21 protein-coding genes are annotated in these 19378 nt (G+C 72.6%); 8 read left to right on the top strand and 13 right to left on the bottom strand.

Annotated features, from left to right (window positions below; genetic code table 11):
- Positions 1-49 precede the first annotated feature (49 nt).
- Genes OG386_RS12675 through OG386_RS12665 form a run of 3 tightly spaced genes read left to right on the top strand, consistent with a single transcriptional unit; the run spans position 50 to position 2177 of the window.
- Positions 50-724 (top strand): AIM24 family protein, encoded by a 675-nt coding sequence (locus OG386_RS12675; protein ID WP_328788258.1) that lies wholly within the window; start codon positions 50-52, stop codon positions 722-724.
- Positions 721-1530: an ATP-binding cassette domain-containing protein gene (locus tag OG386_RS12670; protein WP_328793231.1), complete on the top strand. Its 810-nt coding sequence runs from the start codon at positions 721-723 to the stop codon at positions 1528-1530. The genes OG386_RS12675 and OG386_RS12670 overlap by 4 nt, the downstream gene beginning before the upstream one ends.
- Complete coding sequence (locus OG386_RS12665) at positions 1527-2177, top strand: ABC transporter (protein ID WP_328788257.1); 651 nt, start codon at positions 1527-1529, stop codon at positions 2175-2177. Before OG386_RS12670 ends, OG386_RS12665 begins: the two co-directional genes overlap by 4 nt.
- A gap of 54 nt (positions 2178-2231) precedes the next feature.
- Here OG386_RS12665 and OG386_RS12660 read toward each other — a convergent pair whose 3' ends face one another.
- The 3 genes from OG386_RS12660 to OG386_RS12650 all read right to left on the bottom strand — a co-directional run bounded on the left by OG386_RS12660 (position 2232) and on the right by OG386_RS12650 (position 5156).
- Positions 2232-2993 (bottom strand): hypothetical protein, encoded by a 762-nt coding sequence (locus tag OG386_RS12660; RefSeq protein ID WP_328788256.1) that lies wholly within the window; start codon positions 2991-2993, stop codon positions 2232-2234.
- A gap of 91 nt (positions 2994-3084) precedes the next feature.
- Positions 3085-4317 carry a TRAFAC clade GTPase domain-containing protein gene (locus tag OG386_RS12655; protein WP_328788255.1) on the bottom strand — a complete coding sequence of 411 codons (1233 nt, stop codon included), beginning with the start codon at positions 4315-4317 and terminating at the stop codon, positions 3085-3087.
- Complete coding sequence (locus OG386_RS12650) at positions 4314-5156, bottom strand: hypothetical protein (protein WP_328788254.1); 843 nt, start codon at positions 5154-5156, stop codon at positions 4314-4316. The genes OG386_RS12655 and OG386_RS12650 overlap by 4 nt, the downstream gene beginning before the upstream one ends.
- Before the next feature lie 214 nt (positions 5157-5370).
- Here OG386_RS12650 and OG386_RS12645 point away from each other — a divergent pair, with 214 nt between their 5' ends.
- The gene (locus OG386_RS12645) at positions 5371-5562 is read left to right on the top strand and encodes a hypothetical protein (protein WP_328788253.1); all 192 of its coding nucleotides are present in this window, start codon (positions 5371-5373) and stop codon (positions 5560-5562) included.
- A 6-nt stretch (positions 5563-5568) separates the two neighbouring features.
- Here the strand turns inward: OG386_RS12645 and OG386_RS12640 are convergent, their stop codons facing one another.
- From OG386_RS12640 to OG386_RS12620, 5 genes are all read right to left on the bottom strand, one after another.
- Complete coding sequence (locus OG386_RS12640; RefSeq protein WP_328788252.1) at positions 5569-6555, bottom strand: hypothetical protein; 987 nt, start codon at positions 6553-6555, stop codon at positions 5569-5571.
- Positions 6552-7832, bottom strand: coding sequence for an MFS transporter (locus tag OG386_RS12635; protein WP_328788251.1), 1281 nt, complete (start codon positions 7830-7832; stop codon positions 6552-6554). Before OG386_RS12635 ends, OG386_RS12640 begins: the two co-directional genes overlap by 4 nt.
- Positions 7832-9199 carry a discoidin domain-containing protein gene (locus tag OG386_RS12630; RefSeq protein ID WP_328788250.1) on the bottom strand — a complete coding sequence of 456 codons (1368 nt, stop codon included), beginning with the start codon at positions 9197-9199 and terminating at the stop codon, positions 7832-7834. Before OG386_RS12630 ends, OG386_RS12635 begins: the two co-directional genes overlap by 1 nt.
- Before the next feature lie 229 nt (positions 9200-9428).
- Positions 9429-10340, bottom strand: coding sequence for a polysaccharide deacetylase family protein (locus tag OG386_RS12625; RefSeq protein ID WP_328788249.1), 912 nt, complete (start codon positions 10338-10340; stop codon positions 9429-9431).
- A gap of 9 nt (positions 10341-10349) precedes the next feature.
- Entirely contained in the window at positions 10350-10730 is a 381-nt protein-coding gene (locus OG386_RS12620; RefSeq protein ID WP_443053166.1) for a hypothetical protein, read from the bottom strand.
- Between the two features lie 317 nt (positions 10731-11047).
- Here OG386_RS12620 and OG386_RS12615 point away from each other — a divergent pair, with 317 nt between their 5' ends.
- On the top strand, positions 11048-11806 hold the full coding sequence (locus OG386_RS12615) for a hypothetical protein (RefSeq protein WP_328788248.1): 759 nt from the start codon (positions 11048-11050) through the stop codon (positions 11804-11806).
- Positions 11807-11929: 123 nt separating this feature from the next.
- On the opposite strand, the gene OG386_RS12610 is transcribed toward OG386_RS12615, so the two are convergent.
- Genes OG386_RS12610 through OG386_RS12600 form a run of 3 tightly spaced genes read right to left on the bottom strand, consistent with a single transcriptional unit; the run spans position 11930 to position 14102 of the window.
- Positions 11930-12139, bottom strand: a complete 210-nt coding sequence (locus OG386_RS12610) for a hypothetical protein (protein ID WP_443053165.1) — start codon at positions 12137-12139, stop codon at positions 11930-11932.
- Positions 12140-12153: 14 nt separating this feature from the next.
- A complete protein-coding gene (locus OG386_RS12605) occupies positions 12154-13542 on the bottom strand; it encodes an alkaline phosphatase PhoX (protein ID WP_328788247.1) in 1389 nt (462 codons plus the stop codon).
- Positions 13542-14102 carry a hypothetical protein gene (locus OG386_RS12600; protein WP_328788246.1) on the bottom strand — a complete coding sequence of 187 codons (561 nt, stop codon included), beginning with the start codon at positions 14100-14102 and terminating at the stop codon, positions 13542-13544. Before OG386_RS12600 ends, OG386_RS12605 begins: the two co-directional genes overlap by 1 nt.
- 248 nt (positions 14103-14350) lie before the next feature.
- On the opposite strand from OG386_RS12600, the gene OG386_RS12595 reads away from it, so the two are divergent.
- Complete coding sequence (locus OG386_RS12595) at positions 14351-15664, top strand: cytochrome P450 family protein (protein WP_328788245.1); 1314 nt, start codon at positions 14351-14353, stop codon at positions 15662-15664.
- Between the two features lie 27 nt (positions 15665-15691).
- Positions 15692-16903 (top strand): amidohydrolase family protein, encoded by a 1212-nt coding sequence (locus OG386_RS12590; RefSeq protein ID WP_328788244.1) that lies wholly within the window; start codon positions 15692-15694, stop codon positions 16901-16903.
- 51 nt (positions 16904-16954) lie between these two features.
- On the opposite strand, the gene OG386_RS12585 is transcribed toward OG386_RS12590, so the two are convergent.
- Together OG386_RS12585 and zapE are read right to left on the bottom strand one after the other, a co-directional pair.
- A complete protein-coding gene (locus OG386_RS12585; RefSeq protein ID WP_328788243.1) occupies positions 16955-17380 on the bottom strand; it encodes an OsmC family protein in 426 nt (141 codons plus the stop codon).
- Positions 17381-17442: 62 nt separating this feature from the next.
- A complete protein-coding gene (gene zapE, locus OG386_RS12580; RefSeq protein WP_405790835.1) occupies positions 17443-18498 on the bottom strand; it encodes a cell division protein ZapE in 1056 nt (351 codons plus the stop codon).
- Between the two features lie 84 nt (positions 18499-18582).
- Between zapE and OG386_RS12575 the strand changes: the two genes are divergently transcribed.
- Positions 18583-19365: a pyrimidine reductase family protein gene (locus OG386_RS12575; protein ID WP_328788241.1), complete on the top strand. Its 783-nt coding sequence runs from the start codon at positions 18583-18585 to the stop codon at positions 19363-19365.
- Positions 19366-19378: the final 13 nt, after the last annotated feature.

The raw sequence follows: 19378 nt of genomic DNA, 5'->3' as shown, positions 1-19378 counted from the left end.
GCCTTCAGGATGATGCCCCGGGTGGTCGGCCCGGGTGAGGATCGCAGCCATGAAGAGTGATCTGTTCGCGTCCGAGAACCTGGCCCGGGCCGCCGTCGTCCCCGGCATGACCCTGCAGAACGCCAAGTCCGTGAAGTACAACGTCAACGGTGAAATGCTGGCCCGCCAGGGCTCGATGGTCGCCTTCCGCGGCAACCTCCAGTTCGAGCGCAAGGGACAGGGCATAGGCGGCATGCTCAAGCGCGCCGTGACGGGCGAGGGCCTCGCGCTCATGTCCGTACGCGGTCAGGGCGAGGCCTGGTTCGCCCACCGGGCGGACAACTGCTTCATCATCGAATTTGAGCCGGGCGACGCCCTCACCATCAACGGCCGCAACGTGCTCTGCTTCGACCCGACCCTGTCCTACGAGATCAAGATGGTGAAGGGCGCCGGCATGACCGGTGGCGGCCTCTTCAACAGCCTCTTCAGCGGCACCGGCAAGCTCGCCGTCGTCTGCGACGGCCACCCGATCATCATCCCGGTCACCGCCCAGACCCCGGTCTACGTGGACACGGACGCGGTGGTCGGCTGGAGCGCCCAGCTGGAGACCGGACTGCACCGCTCCCAGTCGGTCGGCTCGATGATCCGCGGCGGCTCCGGCGAGGCCGTCCAGCTGAAGCTGAGCGGCGAGGGCTTCGTCATCGTCCGCCCCAGCGAGGTCACCGAGACGGCGGCCGCGCACTGAACCTGACCGATGTGGGCCGCCGCTACGGACGGCGCCGCCCCTGGGTGCTGCGCGGGATCACGCTGGACCTCCCGCGCGGCGCCCTCGTCCGCGTCGAAGGCGGCAACGGCGGCGGCAAGTCCACCCTGCTGCGGCTCGTCGCCGGGATCGAGGCGCCGACCGAGGGGCGCGTCACCGGCCGCCCGCCCCGCACCGGTTACGTGCCCGAACGCTTCCCGGCGGCGCTGCCGCTCACGGCCGCCGACTACCTGACCCGGCTGGGCCGGGTGCACGGGCTGCCGCGCGCCGAGGCGGCCCGCCAGGCGGCCGACCGGCTGGAGAGGTTCGGCGCCGCCGCGTACGCCCGCACCCCGATGGCCGAACTGTCCAAGGGCAGCAGCCAGAAGGTCGCCGTCGCGCAGGCCCTGCTCGCCGAACCGGGGCTGCTCGTCCTCGACGAGGCGTGGACCGGCCTGGACGGCTCCGCCCGGACGGAGCTGGACCGGGCCGTCGCCGAACGCACCGCCGCCGGAGGCACGGTGGTGTTCGTCGACCACGACCCGCGGCGGCTCGCGGGCGCGGCCGACGCCCACTACCGGGTCGAGGGCGGGGCACTCGTACCGGTGTCCGCAGTGGTCGGGCCCCGCGTACGGATCCACGCGGTCGGCCCGCCCGGCCTGGCACCGCCCCCGGACCTCGCCGCTTCGCCGGCAGCCGGCGGGGGAGTGCAGCTCACCGTGGAAGCCGCACGCTCCGACGCGGTCCTGCGCGATCTGCTCACCGCCCGGCCGCCCTGGCACATCCGCGCCGTGGAGGAACTCCCGTGACCGCCCTGCTCCGATACCAGGGCGCCCTGCTCCTGCGCTCCCAGCGCTGGCTCGCGCCCCTCATCACCTACGCCGCCTTCGTGGCCGTCGGCATCCGGCCGGGCGACCCGGTACTGGACTCCCTCGGCTTCGCGGCCGCCGGCCTGGTCCCGACCGCCGCCTGGCTGGTGCGGATCTGCGTGACCGTCGAACCGGACGCGGCCCGCGACTGCACGGCCGCCGCGGCCGGTCCCGTACGGGTCCACGCGGCGGCCCTGCTCACCGCGTGGGCCGGGGCGCTGCTCGTCGGATCCGCGGCGGCCGCCGTCGCCCTGCTGACCGGCGAGCGGGCCGGCGCCGACCCCGGCGCGGCCGCCCTCGCCGGGGCCCTCGCGGTGACGGCCTGCGCCCTGACCGGCGCGGCCGTGGGCGCCCTGTGCAGCAGGCCGTTGCTCCGGCGCCGGGGCCACGCGGTCCTGGCCGGGACCCTCGGTTCCCTGCTCGCCCTGGTCCTCGCGGTCTCCCCGGCCCGCGGCGCGGTGTCCGCCCTGGTCACGGCGGGTCGCTCGGGGCCGGTGCCGCTGCCGCTCACGGCCCTGGCCGGCGCCCTGCTCCTGGCGGCCGGAGCAGGCACGACGGCCAGCCTGGCCGCGGCGCGACGGCGCTAGTCGCTCCGCCCGTACGGGCCCGGGTGCCTTCCCGCGCACCGGAAGGCACCCCGCTCAGCCCCGGCCGGAACTGGAGCGTCCCGTCGGCTCGTCACGTTGACGGTCGTCGGGGCTGCGCTGTAGTTGGCCGCGGCGTCGCTGTTCCTGCCCGGCACGCAGCATGTGGACGCGGTGCTCTTCCGCTTTCCGGACGGCAGACGCGCTGCCCTTCTCGTAGAGGGTGGCGAGCGTCGCGAGCTCCTTGCCGATGTCGCCCAGCTTGTCCTCCACCCTGCGCAGGGGACTGCGGACGATCAGTGTCCCGGCGTACGTGCCGAAGTCGACCACGTGCTCCATGTCCTCCACCGGGCCGTACGGCCCTTCGCACCGGACGGTGAAGGTGTAGGCCGTCGGAAGGTCGGTGTTCTGGAAGCGCTCCTGCTCGTCGAGAAGGAATTCAAGTCGTCGTCGTGGCGGGAGCATGGGAAACGTCCGGGAGAACGCCCGAGCGAGCATCTCCGTCAGGTCCTCGCCCCATCCGGATTCCAGCGGGGGATCGACCTCGATCCGCACGTTGCGGGCGATCGTGGAGCCGATGTTCTCGACGACGATCACGAGGGCGCCCGACACGTCCGGCTGGATGTCGACGACGACGTAGGGCTCGTTCTGTTCACGATGGACCGCCTCGGCCTGCTCCAGCTGCTGCCGTGCGACACGAACCTGCTCTTGAGCGGCCACCACCTGGCCGCTCGCGTGCCGGGCCTGTCTCATGCTGATGCCGGCTGCTGCCACGGCCACGGCCCCGGAACAGACGGCGATCCAATCTCCTGCGTCCATGGCGGGAACCTAGCGCGAGGTCCTGCACCCGCGCCGCGGGGGTCGGCACAGGACCCGCCGCAACCTCGCCATGGACGGGACGCGGCCGTGGTCAGCCCTTCCTGGGCGCCCCGTCGATCCCCTGCAGGAAGAGCAGCGGCTCCATGACGCCGGTGGGCAGGGGCGGATCGACGAACCGCTCCTGACCGTCCTGAAAGCAGACCTTTGACGAGTGTTCGAAGGTGAACGGTCGGCCCGGGGGTACGAACAACCCCAACGACGAAAGCACGAAGTGTCCCACTCGGTCAGGGTGGAAGAGGCTCTGCACCTGGCTGAGGATTTCCGACAAACCGTCCTGCGGGTAGGTTCGTGCGAAGTACTGGAAGAAGGCTTGCGCGTTCTTCACCTCGGGAACCCCTGAGTGCGGGTTCATGTGCAGGAAGCCGTTCTCCCGGGCCAGGGACAGCACTTCCGGCGCGTCGAATTTGGTGAGGCACAGGGCAAGCCTGTGGGGCAGCTTGCTGCCGTCCCGCAATCCGGCCTGGTGGACTTCGGCCGCGACCGCCGAAAGGACCTCCGTGAAGTAGTCCGCGTTGTTCCGCTCCGTGCTGTGCCGATCAGAGGTCTGCATGGCCCTGGCGGGATCGAAGAGAAAAATCATCCCCTGGGAATGTGCAAGATCCCTCACCAGCTCGTTCGATCGCTGGGGCGCCGTGAACGTGTGGGCGTCGAAGGCCTCACCGGGCATGTCCCGCAGCGCGATCTGGAATTCGAGTACGTTCCGCTTGTCGCCGTGGCGCTGCCGCCACCATCCCCTCCGGTGTGCGAAGCGCGTGCCGGTCACGTCACCTGCGAGCGTGCACCGGACCGCACGTTGCTCCGTCGCGGTCGCGTTGGGGAAGACCCTCTTGCGGAAGAAGGAATGCGTGAGTGACGCCAGGTCGTCACGGGACTGACGATCGTGGGGGAACAGGTTCCAGCGACCGAACTCCGGATTCAGGGCCGCTCGCGCCAAGGAGGCGAGCAAGGTGGACTTCCCACTGCGCGGAGGCCCCCACAGCGTGACCGTGTTCGTCGTGATGCTGCTGTCGTTCGGGTCCGGAGCGGCGGAAGAGGCGGCCATGTCGGTTCCTCGGGCAGGTGAACGGGGAGCGTCGGCCCGCCCCTCATCGGGGTCCTGCCAGCCCCGTTCGAGCAGGTGCCGAAACGTCTCGGGTGTGTGGCGGCGCACCGCCTGTGCCTCCGCCGCCCCGAGGCTGGAAGCCTCCAGGAGGCTCTCGAAATCGGCGGCCTCCGCGGTGAGTGCGGGCGCATCGGTCTTTTCCGGGCGGCCGAAGGCGTTCACCGGGAATCATCCCTCCCGCGGCCGGTATGACGGGCGATGCGGCTACGAACCCGGCTCAGGCGGCGCTCCAGGGCCTTGGTGGTCATACCGGTCAGCTCTGCCGCCTCTGCCTGGCTGTACCCCAACGCCCGCCACGCGATGCCCTGGCGCAGTTGGCCGTCCGTGAAGTACGGCAGCAGGCGGGAGATTTCGTCCTGGAGGACGACCTGGCGTTCGGGGTCCTCGGCCCGCGCGTCCGCAAGTCCGGACAGCTGATCGGGTTCGCCCGGCTCGATCGGCAGGCGGGCGTCCCGGCCGTGCAACTGTGCCCGGCTCCACTGCACGTAGACCGGCTTGAAGGCGCGGATGCACGCACCCACGTAGTAGGTGGTCAAAGCGGCGCCACCGTGCTGGTTCCAGGCGCCTCCGAGGAGCGCGTGGCTGCGGAACAGCTCCAGTCCTTTCAGGACCGTGTCGGTGGCCACCTCGAAACAGTCGTCCTCGTCCCACGGAGTGACGATGAGCTGGCGGGGGATCGGCCGGCCGATCTCCCAGGTGCGCCGGAAGGAGTCGCCGTTGATGTTCCAAGCGACCATGATGGGCCAGCCGTACTCCATCAGGACCCCGGTGAACCTCCGGTAGCGGGCCCCGGTGAAGCCGTCGGCCCGCAGGACCTCCACGACGCGCGCGTCGGCCTGGAGGCGGTCCGGGTCCGCGGAGGGCGTCCGGTCCGCCGCGGCGGGTCCCAGGGCGTGTTCGGTCTCCGCCGGACCGCGCCGGAACGGCGTTCCGGCGCCGCGGCCGGCACGGGTCGCGAAACGTGGGAGGTGGGGTGGTTCCGGTGAAGCGTCGGCCCTCATGGCTCGCCCTCCGTCTCGTGGAGCGCCGCGCTCGCGCTCTGCACCTGCTTGTAGGCAGGAGACGAGTCCGTACCCCCGCCCTTGACGGGAGGAGCACCCCGAGCGTCAGTGTGACGTGCGTCACCCGGGGGTCGGGGGTGGCGTACGGGCTACAGCAGGAGCAGAAGGTGTCCGCCTTCGACTCCATCGACACCGTGAAGCGAGTGAAGTCGACGTGACCAACCAGCAGCCCGGCCCGCTGATGACCCAACGCGCCGCTCTCATCTTCCTGTTCAGTGCCGTGATCGCGACGGTCGCCGGGGTGCTCGCGGCCCGTGTGGACGGAGGCACCGCGCTCACCGGCCTCCTCCTCGGCGGCGCAACCTTCGGGGCGGCCGTCGGATTTCTGCACGGGATCATCGATTAGCCCCCTTCACCGCACGTTCGCGGGGGAGGAGCCGCCCGGGGCGAGGAGGGTGGGTTCGCCCGTGCCGTCCGCGCGGGTCGACCAGATGTCGCTCGCGCGGCCGTCCCGGCCCGGCAGGGCGTAGGCCACGGTCGTGTCGTCCAGCCAGGCGGCCTGGTCGTCGACGCCGTGCTGCTCGGCCAGGGGGTGTTCGCGCATCGTCGTCAGGTCGAGGACGTACAGCCGCCAGGGGGACCGGGGGTCGTCGGAGACCTTCTTCTTGAAGGCGATGCGGGCGCCGTCCGGTGACAGCGAGGGGCATTCGACGTTCTCCCGCAGCACCTTCGCCGACCAGGCGCGCAGGTCGCCCTCGACGAGGTGGGTGGCGCCCCGGGTGGAGACGGTGGCGTAGAAGCGGTTGTCGTCGGCGGCGAAGGTCACGCCCCAGTAGTTGACGTCCGAGTCGTGGTGGCGGGCCCCGTCGAGGGTCAGCGGGATCTGCTCGATCGACTTGATCAGATAGCCGGTGCGCAGGTCCAGGATCGCCGTCCGGGTGGAGAATGCGGCGGTGTTGTAGGAGTCGCCGGTCGTGAACGTGGTCCAGGCCAGCACCTGGCCCGAGGGCGAGACGCGGGCCCGGTTCGGGATGCCGGGCACAGTCACCGTACGGACCTCCCGCATGCGCCGGTCGAGTACGAGGGCCTCCGTGCGGGCCGGGACCCCGGGCAGCTTGCGCAGGCACAGGGCGTGGTCCCCGGCGGTGTGGAAGCGGTCGCAGGACGGGCCGCCCGTCACCCGCGGCAGGCCCGGGCCGACCTGGCGCGCGATCCGCCCGCCGGCCGTGTCCCGGAAGTAGAGGCCCGGCTCCGAGGTGCCGAAGGAGGCGTCGGCCTGCTGTCCGGACGGCCGTTCGCGGTGCCGCGCGTGCAGTACGTAGCCCAGCGAGCCGCCCGCCAGCAGCACGACCGCGGTGATGACGAGGGCGAGGCGCAGCCGCCGGGACGGGGGGTTCACGGGGCCTCCGGGGCGGCGGTCGCGGCGGTCGGGGCGGTCGGGGGAGCGGCGGGCAGGATGCGCGAGGCGGCCGCGAGCGCTCCGGCCAGCGCGAGGGCCGCGGCCCAGAGGGCGGGCCGCTGCCCCCAGAGGGTCCACGCCGCCCCGAATCCGGCGGCGCCCAGTAGCCGGGCCAGCGCCTGGCCGGTCTGCAGCACCGCGAGCCCGCCCGCCCGCCCGGTCTCGGGCAGCGCGGGAGCGGCGAGCGCCATCAGGACCCCGTCGGTGGCGGCGTAGAAGAGGCCCAGCAGGGCGAGCACCCCCACGACCGTCGGCGGGGAGACGGGGGCCAGGAGCAGGGCGTACGCGCCGAGCAGGGCGCAGTGCCCGAGCAGGAAGGCCGTCCGGCGCCCGGTCCGGTCGGCGGTGCGGTCCGCGAGCCGGCCCACGGGGACGGCGAGCAGCAGGTAGACGGCGGCGGCCCCGAGCGGCAGCAGCGTGAACAGGGCGGGCGGCAGGTCGAGCCCGCGCAGGAGCAGCAGGTAGAGGAAGGCGTCGCCGATGGTGGTGGCGCCGAGCAGGGCCGAGGCGCAGAGCACGCGGCGGAACGCGGGGTCGCGCAGGACCGACCGGCGCGCCGGGTGGGGCCGGGCCGGGGGAGCGGCAGCCGGCCCGGGCGCCGCCGGCACGTACGCGACGAGCAGCAGCACACCGAGCAGGCCGGTGCAGAAACTGACGGCGAACACCGCGTCGTAGGCATCGGCGGTCGCCCAGAGCACGGCGAACGCGGCGAGCGGCCCGAGCAGGGCGCCGGTGGTGTCCATGGCGCGGTGCACGCCGAAGGACCGGCCGAGGCTCTCCGGGGGCCCGCTGAGCGAGATGAGGGCGTCGCGCGGGGCGGTACGGATGCCCTTGCCCAGCCGGTCGGCGGCGAGCGCGGCGGCGATCGCGCCCGTGGCGCCCCCCGCGAGGAGCAGCCCGAGCCGGGAGAGCGCGGAGAGCAGGTAGCCGGCGCCGGCGACCCGCTTGTGGTGGCCGCGGCGGTCGGCGAGCCGCCCGCCGAGCAGCCGCACGAGGGCGGTGGCCCCGTTGAACAGGCCGTCCAGGAAACCGAACTGGAGGGGAGTCAGGCCGAGGCCCAGGACGAGGTAGAGCGGCAGTACCGCCGTGACCATCTCGGAGGAGACGTCGGTGACGAGGCTGACCGCGCCGAGCGCGAGGACGGCGGCGGGGACGCGCCGCCGGGCCCCGGCGGGGCGGGGCGGCGCGTCCGGGCGGCCGTTGGCGGCCAGGTACATCAGTGGCAGCTGTACTTCGGGCTCGTGTCCTTGACCTGGCCGTCGGTGGCCACGTAGGTCCACCCGTAGCCGGAGTCGGTGAAGTCCAGCTTCACCACGCCGTACGGTCCGCTGATCCGCTTCTGGCTGTTGGGCTGGACCTCCTCGATCGGGTAGGGCTCGGCGCCGCCCATCCCGCCGACGATCTCCACGATCCCGTCGGCGGTCGCCCGGCCCTCGGGGTCCTGCGGGGCGAACCGCTCGTAGTGGTGGTCGTGCCCGTTCAGGACCAGGTCGGCCTTGGCGGCGTAGAGGATCTTCCAGACCGGTTTGGAGACGGGGTCGTTGCCGTGCCCGCCGGAGGAGTACAGCGGGTGGTGCCAGTAGGCGGCCACGCACGGCTTGGTGGTGGCGGCGAGGTCGGCCTTCAGCCAGCTGAGCTGGGCGGCCTGGTCGAAGGAGTTGGAGTCGAGGGCGACGAAGTGCCAGTTGCCCTCGTCGAAGCTGTAGTAGCTCTTGCCCTGCGGGTAGGCGATGCTGCCGAAGTACGACTTGTACCCGGCGAGCGGGCCGGCCGGGTCGTACGTCTCGTGGTTGCCCGGGACCGGGCGGGTCTTGGCCTTGAAGGCGCCCCAACTCTTGTCGTAGTAGGCGCGGTAGTCGGAGAGCCGGGCGTCGTCGTACTGGTTGTCGCCCATCGTCAGGTAGAACTTCGGGTCGATCCGCTGGGCGAGCGCGGCGGTCTTGGGGTGCGCGCAGCCGCTGTCGGACGCCGTGCACTGCGCGGCGATGTCCCCGGCGGCGACGACCGTGAAGGAGCCCCCCGGCTGCGGTCCGCCCCCGACGGTGCCGTACACCTCGGCCTCGAAGAGCGAGTAGCCGTACGAGGTGCCGCGCGCGGTGCCCTGGACGCGCAGGTAGCGGCCCTTGCCGGACAGGCCGGTCCAGTCGTCGACGCCGCCGTTGCCGGCGGTCTCGTCGGCGAGCGCGGTCCAGGCGGCGCCGTCGGCGGAGACCTCGACGCGGTACGCCTTGGCGTAGGCCGCCTCCCAGGTGAGCCGCACCCGCGAGACGGTGGCCCCGGCCCCGAGGTCGACCCGGATCCACTGCGGGTCCTTGCCCTCGGTGCTGGCCCAGCGGGTGGCCGGGTCGCCGTCGAAGGCGTTCTTCGCGCCCAGCGAGGAGGACTCGGTGGAGGAGGCGGTGGCGGGCTTCCCGCGGGATATGAGGGGGTCGGCGGCGGCTCCGGCCCGTCCGGGCCAGGCGAGGAGGAGCCCGCCGACGAGGGTGAGCGCGGCGAGGCCGGTGAGGGCGGTGAGGAGGCGGGTGCGAAGTCTGCCGCGTAACAGAGGGGGGTGAGCGGAGGCGTTCAGGCGGTTCAGGCGCATACCTGGAACTCCCTGCCTTGAGGGGCGGCGAGAGCTGGACACTGGGGCGGGGCGCCGCACCCGCCCGCTGGGCGGGCAGGGGGCGGCGCCACGGCGGCCGGGTCAGAGCTCTCGCTGAGCGCGTCATGCCCGTGGGGGTGGGCACCGCGCCAAGCCGCCGCCCGGGACACTAACAGGAAGGAAAGTTTCCTACCAGTGTTCCGGCGGCCGTCGTCGGCTCACTTTCCGCTCACTTTCCGATCAGCTCGGACACCTTCACGAAGCGGTAGCCGCGCTTGCGCAGTTCGGGGACGATCCGCTGGACGGCCTCCTCGGTGACCGGGGCGGCGCTGCGCGTGCAGTGCATGACCACCACCGAGCCGGGCTTCACGCCGGTGAGCACCTGCTCGGCCACGGCGCCCGGGTCCTTGGCGAAGGCGTCCCCGCTGACCACGTCCCACTGGACGGCCGTGACCTTGGCCGTGGACAGGGCCCGCAGTGCCTGGTCGTCGTAGCAGCCCCCGGGGAAGCGGAAGTACGGGACGGTGTTGACCGCGCCCGCCTGCCGGAAGGCGGCGAAGGCCCGGTCCACGTCGGCGCGGGCGGCCGCGGCATCGAGCGCCGGCAGCCCGTAGCAGGGGGACTTGAAGGCGTGGTGGCTGTACGAGTGGTTCGCGATCTCGAAGTTCGGGTCGGTGCCGATCGACTTGGCCTGGTCCGGGTACTCCTCGGCCCAGCGGCCCGTCATGAAGATGGTCGAGGGCACCTTGAGGGTGCGCAGGGTCGAGATCAGCGCGGGATTGTCGAAGTGTTCCCCGTCCGCGGCGCGCGGCCCCTGGTCGGAGGTCATGTCGGCGTCGAAGGTCAGCGCCACGGTCTTGTCCGTCTGCTGCTTCGCCCGTTCGAAGACGGGGGTCAGGCCGTTCGGACCGGGCGCCATGGTCGGGGGCTTGGCGGGCGCACCGGCCTGCGGGGACGCGGCCGGCGATCCGGAGGCGGCGGCCGGGGCGGAAGCGGAGGCCGAGGCCGAGGCGGCGGGGGTGCCCATACGGGCCTCGCGGCCGGCGTCCGGCGCGCCGGCGCCGCCCCCGCATCCCGCGAGGGCGGCGCCGAGCACCGCCGTGGCAGCTGCGGCAGCTACTTTTCGTACGGAATTGGTCACGTACGCAAACTATATGACTAACTGATGAGAAGAATGAACGACAGGCGGTCGGGCGGAACTCACCCCGCCAGCAGCCTCCCGCGGCACTCCTCCGACGTCGAAGTCCCCCTTCGGATACTGCGGATCGAGGTCCTCCAGGTGCTCCCGCAGCAGCGTGCTGATGGCCCGGTCGCGGTACCACTTGCGGTCCGCGGGCACCACGTACCAGGGCGCCGCATCGGTGGAGCAGCGCTCCAGCGCCACCTCGTACGCCTCCCGGTACGCGGCCCACGCACCGCGCTCCTCGATGTCGCCCACGTTGAACTTCCCGTGCTCGTCCGGGTCGTCCAGCCGCTCCAGGAGCCGGGCCCGCTGCTCCTCGTAGCCGATGCGGAGGAAGACCTTCACCACGGTCACACACCGGGGAGCGCGAGGCCGGTCGAGGTCGGGAGGAGGCGGTGCGGGATCAGGGCCTGTCCGCGGATCTTCCGCGGCTCTGCGGCGCGCCCTTAGGCCCTGGGGACCGGAAGGCACCGATGCGGTGGCCCCATCGGTTTTCGCCGCCGAGACCGGCGGGCCGTGGCGGAGCGGGACGTGCATGAAGTCTCACGGACGGGGGGAGGGACAGGGGGACCGCAGGGGGGACCATGGACAGCACGTCACCTGAATCTCGCACCTTGCTGAGCAGATTCCGTATCGCCCTTGCGATCTGCATTCTCCTGGGGGGATTGAGCCTGGCCCTGGTCTCCAACGGCCGTGACGGGTTCGGGTGGTCCGTGCTCAACGAGCTCGCCGTCTTCGCCGCCGCCGGTGTGGCCATCCCCTTCTACTACGACCTGTTTCTACGGGACGCCGAACGCCAGCGGTTCCTCGGAGAGATGAACCAGCTGCTCGATGAGAGGCTGCCGGTCCGTGAAGGCGAACGCGGCCTGACCGTTCATGCCCAGGGGCGCCCCTCGCCGACCGAGAAGGCAGCATTCATCGCCGGCGCGAATTCCGAGATCATCGAAGTCGGAGTTTCGCTGCGCAGCCTGGCGAGCCTGTTCGCCTCACGTCCCGAGCGGGACTTCACCGAACCGGTACGCCGGCTCCTGAGCCAGGGCGTGAACATCACCTACGTCGTGGCGGACCCGGAATCGGTGCTGCTCGGGGAGTACAGCCGGAGCATCGGCGACCCCCGCTTGCCGCAACGGGCGTCCGACTCCGCTCGCCAGCTGCTGGAGGTCGCCCGGGGGTTCGAGTCCGAAGGACACCCCGGAGGACTGACGGTGCGCTTCACCCGGCACCTGCCCACCTCCTACATAAGCCTGGTGGACCCCGAATCCCAGACGGGTCGCTGTCGCACTTCCCCGTATCTGGCGGGCGTGCGGAGGTCCGACTCGCCCGTGTTCGACATTTCGCGGAGTACTCAGCCCGAGCTGTTCGAACGCTACGCGACCTATGTGCGGACCGCCCTGAGCGACAGCACTCCCGTCGACTTCCCGTGAGCGGCTGCGGGCCCCGGCGAAGGTGATCACGATCGGTCGTCAGGCCGGTCAGGACATCACGCACGGGGCAAGTACACGCATCACGGATACCCGGTCCTCGCGGGGCCGCCATCGCCCGACGGGTCATGAGCGGAGCCAGAGGCGAACGGCAGCGACGGTCACGGCGTCGTGGAAGGGGTACGCCCGCTCGTCGAAGCCGGTGGGCCGCCCGCCCGCGCGACCACGACGTCGGCCGTCGGCCTGCCGGTCCTTGCGCTCGGGAACCGTGTGCTCGATCTGCCGACGCCGCAGACAGCGGCCGCCCTCACCGGGCACGGGACGGTCGTCCGCCACCCGGCGGACCGTGCCTAGTGCCAGGGGCCCGTCACCGCGAAGGTGGTGCCCGGCGCGTAGGCGTTCACGTACATCGTCCGGCCGTCGGGGGAGAAGGTGACCCCGGCGAACTCCCCCCACTCCGGGGCCCCCGGCCGGCCGATGTCCTCGGCGTTGCGGGCCATCGGGTAGACCTCGCCGCCCACCGTCACCCCGAACACGTACTGCGCGCCGCCGCCGTCCTCGCACACCATCAGCCCGCCGTCCGGAGCCAGACAGATGTTGTCGGGGGAGTCCCCCGGCAGCGCGACGTCGGCGGCCGGGCCGAAGAGCACGTCCAGGCGGATCGTGGAGCGCCGCGGGTCGTGGAACCACACCTGCCCGTGGTGGTCGGCGGCCGCGCCCTCGCCGCTGCGCGCGAAGCTGGACACGAAGTGGACCCCGCCGTCGCCCCAGTAGCAGCCCTCCAGCTTCTGCGCGTGGGTGATCCCGCCCGGCCCGAAGTCCTGGAGCCGGATCGGCGTTCCGGCCGCCGACGGGTCCGGTACCGGCACCCACTCCACCGGGAACACCGCCCCGGGCTCGTCCACCACCGCCAGGTCCGCGAGCCCCGGCACCCGCAGGGCCTCCAGCCGGCCCCCGGCCCGCAGCGAGCCGAGCCCGCCGAGCGGCCGCTCCGGCAGGAACCGGTAGAACAGCCCGAACGGCCGGACGAAGGCGTCCTCGGTCTCGTAGACGACCCCGCGGTACGGGTCCACGGCGACGGCCTCGTGCGCGAAGCGGCCCATCGCGGTGAGCGGGACCGCGCCCGAGCGGTGCGGATCGGCCGGGTCCACCTCGAAGACGTAGCCGTGGTCGCGGGTGTAGCCGGAGGTGCCCGCGCGGTCCTCGGTCTCTTCGCAGCTCAGCCAGGTGTTCCAGGGGGTGCGACCGCCCGCGCAGTTGACGGCGGTGCCGGCGAGGGCGACGCGCTCACCGGTGACCCGCCCGGCCGCGTCCAGCTCCAGGGCGGTGCAGCCGCCGAGGGCCTGGGGGTCGTAGGTCAGTCCCGGGACGGCGGGGACGCGCAGGGCGGCGGTGGTGCGGTTCTCGTGGTTGCGGACGAGGCGCACGCGGCCGCCGCCGGCCTCGAAGGCGGCCATGCCGTCGCAGTTCGCGGGCGCGGGCCCCTCGCCGGAGCGCAGCGGCTCGCCGGCCCGCGAGAGCACCCGGTAGGTGAACCCGGCGGGCAGGTCGAGCAGCCCGCGCGGATCGGCCACCAGCGGCCCGTACCCGCGGTCGGTGCGGGGGGTCCGCGGGGCCCGGGCGGCGGCCCGGGAGCCACCACCGGCGAAGAGCGCGCCGAGCGCCCCGCTGAAGGCGATCCCGCCCGCGGCGAGCAGGCCGCGCCGGGTGACGGGCCTCGGCCGCTCCCGGGGCGGCATCAGAGCGACGGCTTGGGGCGGGTGGTGCCCGGAAGGCAGGTCACCGCCCGGTTGAAGGTTTCGAACAGGCCGTCGGGATTCTTCTTCCAGAGCCACAGGTGCAGGGCGTAGTGCACCGGCTGACCGGGGAAGTTGCCGGGCTTGGGGCCCTTGAAGGGGATGCCGAACATCGTGGGGCGGTCGTCGTCCGTCGTCAGCTTCTGGTCGCGGTCGTAGCGCAGCCACTGGACCGCGACGAGCCGCTTGCCGCCGCGCCCGTCGTCCTCGTAGAACAGCGCGGCGGGCTTCGCCGGGTCGAGGGAGTTGTCGTACTTGTGGTTGAAGTGCGGGTAACCGAGCGCGCCCGGGCCCGCCTTGTCGACGACGCAGTACTGGTCGGGCTTGTAGCCGTCCGCCACGGCGTTGGCGTGCACCTGATACCTGGCGGTGGCCGCGTACGTACGGGCCAGGTCGCCCTGGGGCCGGCCGGGGCCCGAGTCCGCGGCGGCGAGCGGAACGGTGGCGGCCGCAAGGGTGAGCGAAGCGGCTGCGGTGAGGGCCAGGGCGAGACTGCGGGCCATGCGCGGGCTCCTTGTGACGGGCTGGCTGGGGGCACCAGCAGCCCTTCCCCGGGCCGCAGGGCCCGCCACACACTCGGCCCGGACGGGCGACCGCCGATCGGCTGACGGTCGGTCGGACCCGCACCCGGGCCCGCCCCGGCACCCGGCGCCGTCGGCTCACTCGAACGGGAAGGGCGCCGTTTCGCGACGCATCCGCGCGGGGAACCGGTGTTGTCCCCAGCAGACGAGTGCGACGGAGGGTACGGGCCATGGCGCAGCAGGATGCGGCACCGGACGGCGGCGGAGAGCTGCACGAGATCGTGTCGGCCGTGTCCCGGGGCGCGCCGGAGTACCGGCAGTGTCCCCATCCGATGTACGCCGCCCTGCGCGAGCAGGACCCGGTGTGCCGGCTGACCCCTCCCCACGGGATCGAGACGTACCTCATCACCCGTTACGACGACGCCCGCGACGCGCTGTCGGACCCCCGGTTCAGCAAGAACATGCACGGCGCCATCGACACGTACCACGCCGTGTACGGCAGCTTCTTCGACGCGCTCGACGACAACGTGCTCTTCTCGGACCCGCCCCGGCACACGCGGCTGCGCCGCGTCCTGCGGAGCGCCTTCACCCCCCGGCGGGTGGAGCAGATGCGCCCGAGGATCACCGAGATCGCCGAGGACATCCTCAGCGAATGCCGCGAGGCGGGCACGGTCGACCTCATGGCCTCGTTCGCGTTCCCGCTGCCCGTCGCGGTCCTGTGCGAACTGATGGGCATCCCGCAGGAGGACCGCCCGGAGATCCTGGAGCAGTTCGCGGTGGTGACCCGCTCCCGGTTCGACCCCAGCAGGAGGGCGGAGCTGAAGGCGGCCGAGGAGCGCCTGCAGCACCGGCTGGAGCGGCTCATCTCGGACACGCGCGCGCACCCGACGGATTCCTTCCTCAGCGACCTCCTCCAGGCGGAGGAACGGCTGGAGGACCCCGAACTGGTCGCGTCGCTGTGGGTCCTGTTCTTCGCCGGTCACAAGACCACCGCCTACCAGATCGGCAATTCCGTCTTCAACCTGCTGCACCGCCCCGATCAGGCGGCGCTGCTGCGCCGGGACCCCGCGCTCATCCCGCGCGCGGTCGAGGAGATGCTGCGCTTCGAGGGATCGGTGGAGACGTCGACCTTCCGGTACGCGGCGCGGGACGCCGAGATCCGGGGCACGCGGATCCCCGAGGGCTCCCTCGTACAGATCGCGATCTCCTCGGCCAACCGGGACCCCGAGAAGTTCGACCTCCCCGACGAGCTGGACGTGACGCGCGAGGGGCTCCAGGGCACGCACCTGGGGTTCGGGCACGGGACGCACTACTGCCTGGGGGCGCCGCTGGCGCGGCTCGAACTCGAGATCGCGCTCGCCACCCTCCTGCGGGAGTTCCCGGACATGGAGTTCGCGGACGCGCAGGAGACCGGGCGGGCGTGGCTCAAGGGTCCGGTGCCGGCGTTCCGGGGCCTCGAACACCTCCGGCTCGTCCTGGAGCCGCGCCGCCCCGGCGCTGACCCGGGCGAGGCGTCCCTGGCCTCCGTGGCCTCCGGCAGGTAACCCAGACCCGATGGGCGGTGGATCGGCATGACGGATTCCGTGAGTACCTCCGCGCTGCGCCTCCTGGGGACGCCGGCGGACGAACTGCGGATCGCCGCGGTGGGCACCAGCGCGGTCATCCGGGTCGCGCGGGGTTCCTCCGCGTCGGGCACGGGCGCGGGGCGCACGGCCCATTCGAAGATCGACATGCATCAGCACTTCTGTGCGCCGCAGTGGCGCGACTGGGCCGCCCACCACGGACTGATCAATCCGGAACGGCTGCCCCCGTGGGCCCGGTTGGGCACCGACGCGGCGATCCGCTTCATGGACGACGTGGGCATCACGACCGCCGTCCTCAAGCCGATGCTGCCGGCGCGCTACCGGTCGTCGGCGCAGCTGCGCGAGGCCATCAACATCACGCTGCAGTCGATGATGGAGGTGGCGCAGTCGCATCCGGGACGGTTCTCGTACTACGTGCCGCTGTTCCTGGACGACCCGGAGGCCTCGTCCTGGGCCGTGCGCCGCGGGCTCGGGCAGCTCGGGGCCGTCGGGGTGAACGTGACGGCCAACTACGGGGGCGTCTACCTCGGTGATCCCGCCTACGACCGGCTGTTCCACGAGTTGAACGAGTTCTCCGCCGTGGTGGACACCCACCCGCACAACCTCCCGGACGGCCCGCCCGGTCCGCCCGGTGCCTCCGGTCCGCCCGTTGCCTCCGGTCCGCTCGGTCCGCCCGTTGCCTCCGGTCCGCCGGGTCCGCCCGGTGGTGCCGGCCGGCCCGGTGCGTCCGGTCCGCCCGGTGGGTCGACGGTTCCGGGGATCCCGAACTTCATGTGCGACTTCCTGCTGGACACCACGCGGGCCGCCGTGAACATGATCAGCCGCAGGACGCTGGACCGGTTCCCGGACATCTCCGTGGTCCTGCCGCACGCCGGAGGCTTCCTGCCGTACATCGCGACGCGCTTGCAGGCCCTCGGACGGTTCTGCGAACCGCCCGTCGAACCCGCCGCGGTCCGTGACCACCTGAGCCGCTTCTACTACGACACGGCCGGCCCCATGGCGCCCGCCGCGACCCTGCTGGAGCACGTGCCGGCCGACCACGTCCTCTTCGGCACCGACTGGCCCGCCGCCCCCGCCGACACGGTCACGGACCTGGCGCTCCCCGCCCTCGAAGCCGACCCGGCCTTCACCCCGGAGCAGCTGCGGGGGATCTACCACGACAACGCGATGCGCCTGATCCCGCAGTTGGCGACCGCCTGACGGGGTGCGGGCCGCGATGTGCGGCCCGCACCCCCGCCGGAGCGGCAGCGATCAGAGGAGCTCCGCGCTCAGGGTGATCGTCGTACCGGTCAGGGCCTGGCTGACCGGGCAGTTCTTCTTGGCGTCCTCGGCCGCGGCGGCGAAGCCCTCCGCGTCCAGGCCGGGGACCTCCGCGCGGACCGTCAGGTGGATGCCCGTGATGCCCTCGCCCGGCTGGAAGGTCACATCCGCCTTGGTCTCCAGGCGGGTGGGCGGGGTGCCGGCGCCGTCCAGGCCGTGCGAGAGGGCCATGGAGTAGCAGCTGGAGTGCGCGGCGGCGATCAGCTCTTCCGGGCTGGTCTTGCCGTTCGCGGCCTCGGCGCGCGAGGGCCAGGAGACCTCGAACGAGCCCCGGCCCGAGGAGTCGAGGCTGACCGTGCCGGCACCCTTGAGCAGGTTGCCTTCCCAGACGGTGTGCGCGGTACGCGTGGTGGCCATGGTGATCCCTTCGAAGATGTGGGAAACGGCCGGGCTCCCGAAGGGACCCGGCGTCCCCAAACCTACTGGGAGACCAGCGGCTTCGCGTCGCGCGCCAGCGCGGTGAGCCGCGATATGGCGCGGAAGTACTTCTTCCGATAGCCGCCGTTCAGCATGTCCTCACTGAACAGCCGGTCGAAGGGGACTCCGGAGGCCAGCACCGGGATCTCGCGGTCGTACAGCCGGTCGGCCAGTACCACCAGGCGCAGCGCCGTCGACTGGTCCGGCACCGGGCCGACGTCGGTCAGGCAGACCGCCGTGAGGCCGTCGGTCAGCGCGCCGTAGCGGCTGGGGTGCACCCTGGCCAGGTGTTCGAGCAGGCCGGGGAAGTCGTCCAGGCTCGCGCCCTCGGTCGCGTACGCGGCCTTGGTGACCTGCTCGTCCGAGAACGGAGCCGGAGCCTCCGGCAGACCGCGGTGGCGGTAGTCCTGGCCGTCGATCCGCAGCGGCCGGAAGTGCGCCGACAGCCCCTGGATCTCGCGCAGGAAGTCGGCGGCGGCGAAGCGGCCCTCGCCGAGCTTGCCCGGCAGCGTGTTGGAGGTGGCGGCCAGCGCCACACCCTGCTCGACCAGGCGGCTGAGCAGCGAGGACACCAGGACGGTGTCGCCCGGGTCGTCCAGCTCGAACTCGTCGATGCACAGCAGCCGGTGTCCGCCGAGGGTCTGCACGGTCTGCTGGAAGCCGAGCGCGCCGACCAGGTTGGTCAGCTCCACGAAGGTGCCGAAGGCCTTGAGTGCGGGCTCGGCCGGGGTGGCGTGCCACAGGGAGGCCAGCAGGTGGGTCTTGCCGACGCCGTAGCCGCCGTCGAGGTAGACCCCGCGCGGGGCGGCGGGGACGGCCGGCTTCTTGGCGAACCAGCGCTTCTTGCCGGCGCCGCTGGCGTGCGCGCCGCCCAGGCCGGCGGCGAAGCCGCTCAGCACGGTGACGGCCTCGGACTGGCTGGGCTGGGTCGGGTCCGGGTCGTACGTGTCGAAGCGCACCGAGTCGAACCGCGGCGGCGGCACCATCTCGGCCACCAGCCGTTCGGCGGGCACCCGCGGCTCGCGCGCGCAGAGGGCCTGGGGCCCCGCGTCGGCTATGGGGGGCCGCCCGGAGGTGTAACCGGAGGTGGAGAGAGATGTTGACACAGCTCTTAACTCTACGGGGCGTGGCACACTGCACCGATGCGACGCCTGTTCCCTGTGACCGATCAGACATCAGCCTCGCCCCAGGACCGGGCCGACCGGGAGTGGTCGCTCGACGAGCTGGCGGAGGCCTACGCGTACCCCGCGCTGAAGGCGGACGGCCACTGGCTCCGGGCCAACATGGTCTCCACCCTGGACGGGGGCGCCCAGCACGAGGGTCGCTCGCAGCCCATCTCCAGCGAGAGCGACATGCGGATCTTCGGCACCCTGCGGGCGCTGGCCGATGTGGTGGTCGTCGGCGCGGAAACGGTTCGCCAGGAGGGTTACCGCCCGGCCCGCGCCCGGGAGGCCTTCGCCGCCCGCCGCGCCGCCTCCGGACAGGGCCCGGCCCCCGCCATCGCCGTGGTCACCGCCAGCATGGACCTGGACTTCTCGCTGCCCCTGTTCACCTCCCCGCTGGTGCCGACCCTGGTGGTCACCGGAGCCGCCGCGCCCGCCGCCCGGGTGGCCGAGGCCGTGCGGGCCGGAGCCGAGGTCGTGGTGGCCGGAGACGGTGCGGGCGTGGACGCCGCCCGGGCGGTACGGGAACTCGCGGGGCGGGGACTGCGCCGCCAGCTCACCGAGGGCGGGCCCCGGCTCCTGGGCCAGTTCGTGGCCGCCGACGCCCTGGACGAGCTGTGCCTGACGATCTCCCCGATGCTCGTGGCGGGAGGCGCCCAGCGGATCGCCGGCGGCCCCTCCGTCACGGTTCCGCACCGGCTCGCGCCCGCCTGCGTACTGGAAGAGGCCGGGTTCCTGTTCACGAGCTACCGTCGGATCTGACAAGGCGCGGAAT

The sequence above is a fragment of the Streptomyces sp. NBC_00273 genome (genome assembly GCF_036178145.1).
GTDB lineage: Bacteria > Actinomycetota > Actinomycetes > Streptomycetales > Streptomycetaceae > Streptomyces.
The sequence above is the reverse complement of the archived record's forward strand: the minus strand, read 5'-3'. Positions and strand labels throughout refer to the sequence as shown.

Excerpts from the sequence above, each read along its gene's own strand:
- OG386_RS12575 (WP_328788241.1), top strand. The coding sequence starts at position 18,583 with ATGCGACGCCTGTTCCCTGTGACCGATCAGACATCAGCCTCGCCCCAG.
- OG386_RS12595 (WP_328788245.1), top strand. The coding sequence starts at position 14,351 with ATGGCGCAGCAGGATGCGGCACCGGACGGCGGCGGAGAGCTGCACGAG.
- OG386_RS12660 (WP_328788256.1), bottom strand. The coding sequence starts at position 2,993 with ATGGACGCAGGAGATTGGATCGCCGTCTGTTCCGGGGCCGTGGCCGTG.
- OG386_RS12605 (WP_328788247.1), bottom strand. The coding sequence starts at position 13,542 with ATGCCGCCCCGGGAGCGGCCGAGGCCCGTCACCCGGCGCGGCCTGCTC.
- OG386_RS12600 (WP_328788246.1), bottom strand. The coding sequence starts at position 14,102 with ATGGCCCGCAGTCTCGCCCTGGCCCTCACCGCAGCCGCTTCGCTCACC.
- OG386_RS12590 (WP_328788244.1), top strand. The coding sequence starts at position 15,692 with ATGACGGATTCCGTGAGTACCTCCGCGCTGCGCCTCCTGGGGACGCCG.
- OG386_RS12650 (WP_328788254.1), bottom strand. The coding sequence starts at position 5,156 with ATGAGGGCCGACGCTTCACCGGAACCACCCCACCTCCCACGTTTCGCG.
- OG386_RS12585 (WP_328788243.1), bottom strand. The coding sequence starts at position 17,380 with ATGGCCACCACGCGTACCGCGCACACCGTCTGGGAAGGCAACCTGCTC.
- OG386_RS12630 (WP_328788250.1), bottom strand. The coding sequence starts at position 9,199 with ATGCGCCTGAACCGCCTGAACGCCTCCGCTCACCCCCCTCTGTTACGC.
- OG386_RS12675 (WP_328788258.1), top strand. The coding sequence starts at position 50 with ATGAAGAGTGATCTGTTCGCGTCCGAGAACCTGGCCCGGGCCGCCGTC.
- OG386_RS12635 (WP_328788251.1), bottom strand. The coding sequence starts at position 7,832 with ATGTACCTGGCCGCCAACGGCCGCCCGGACGCGCCGCCCCGCCCCGCC.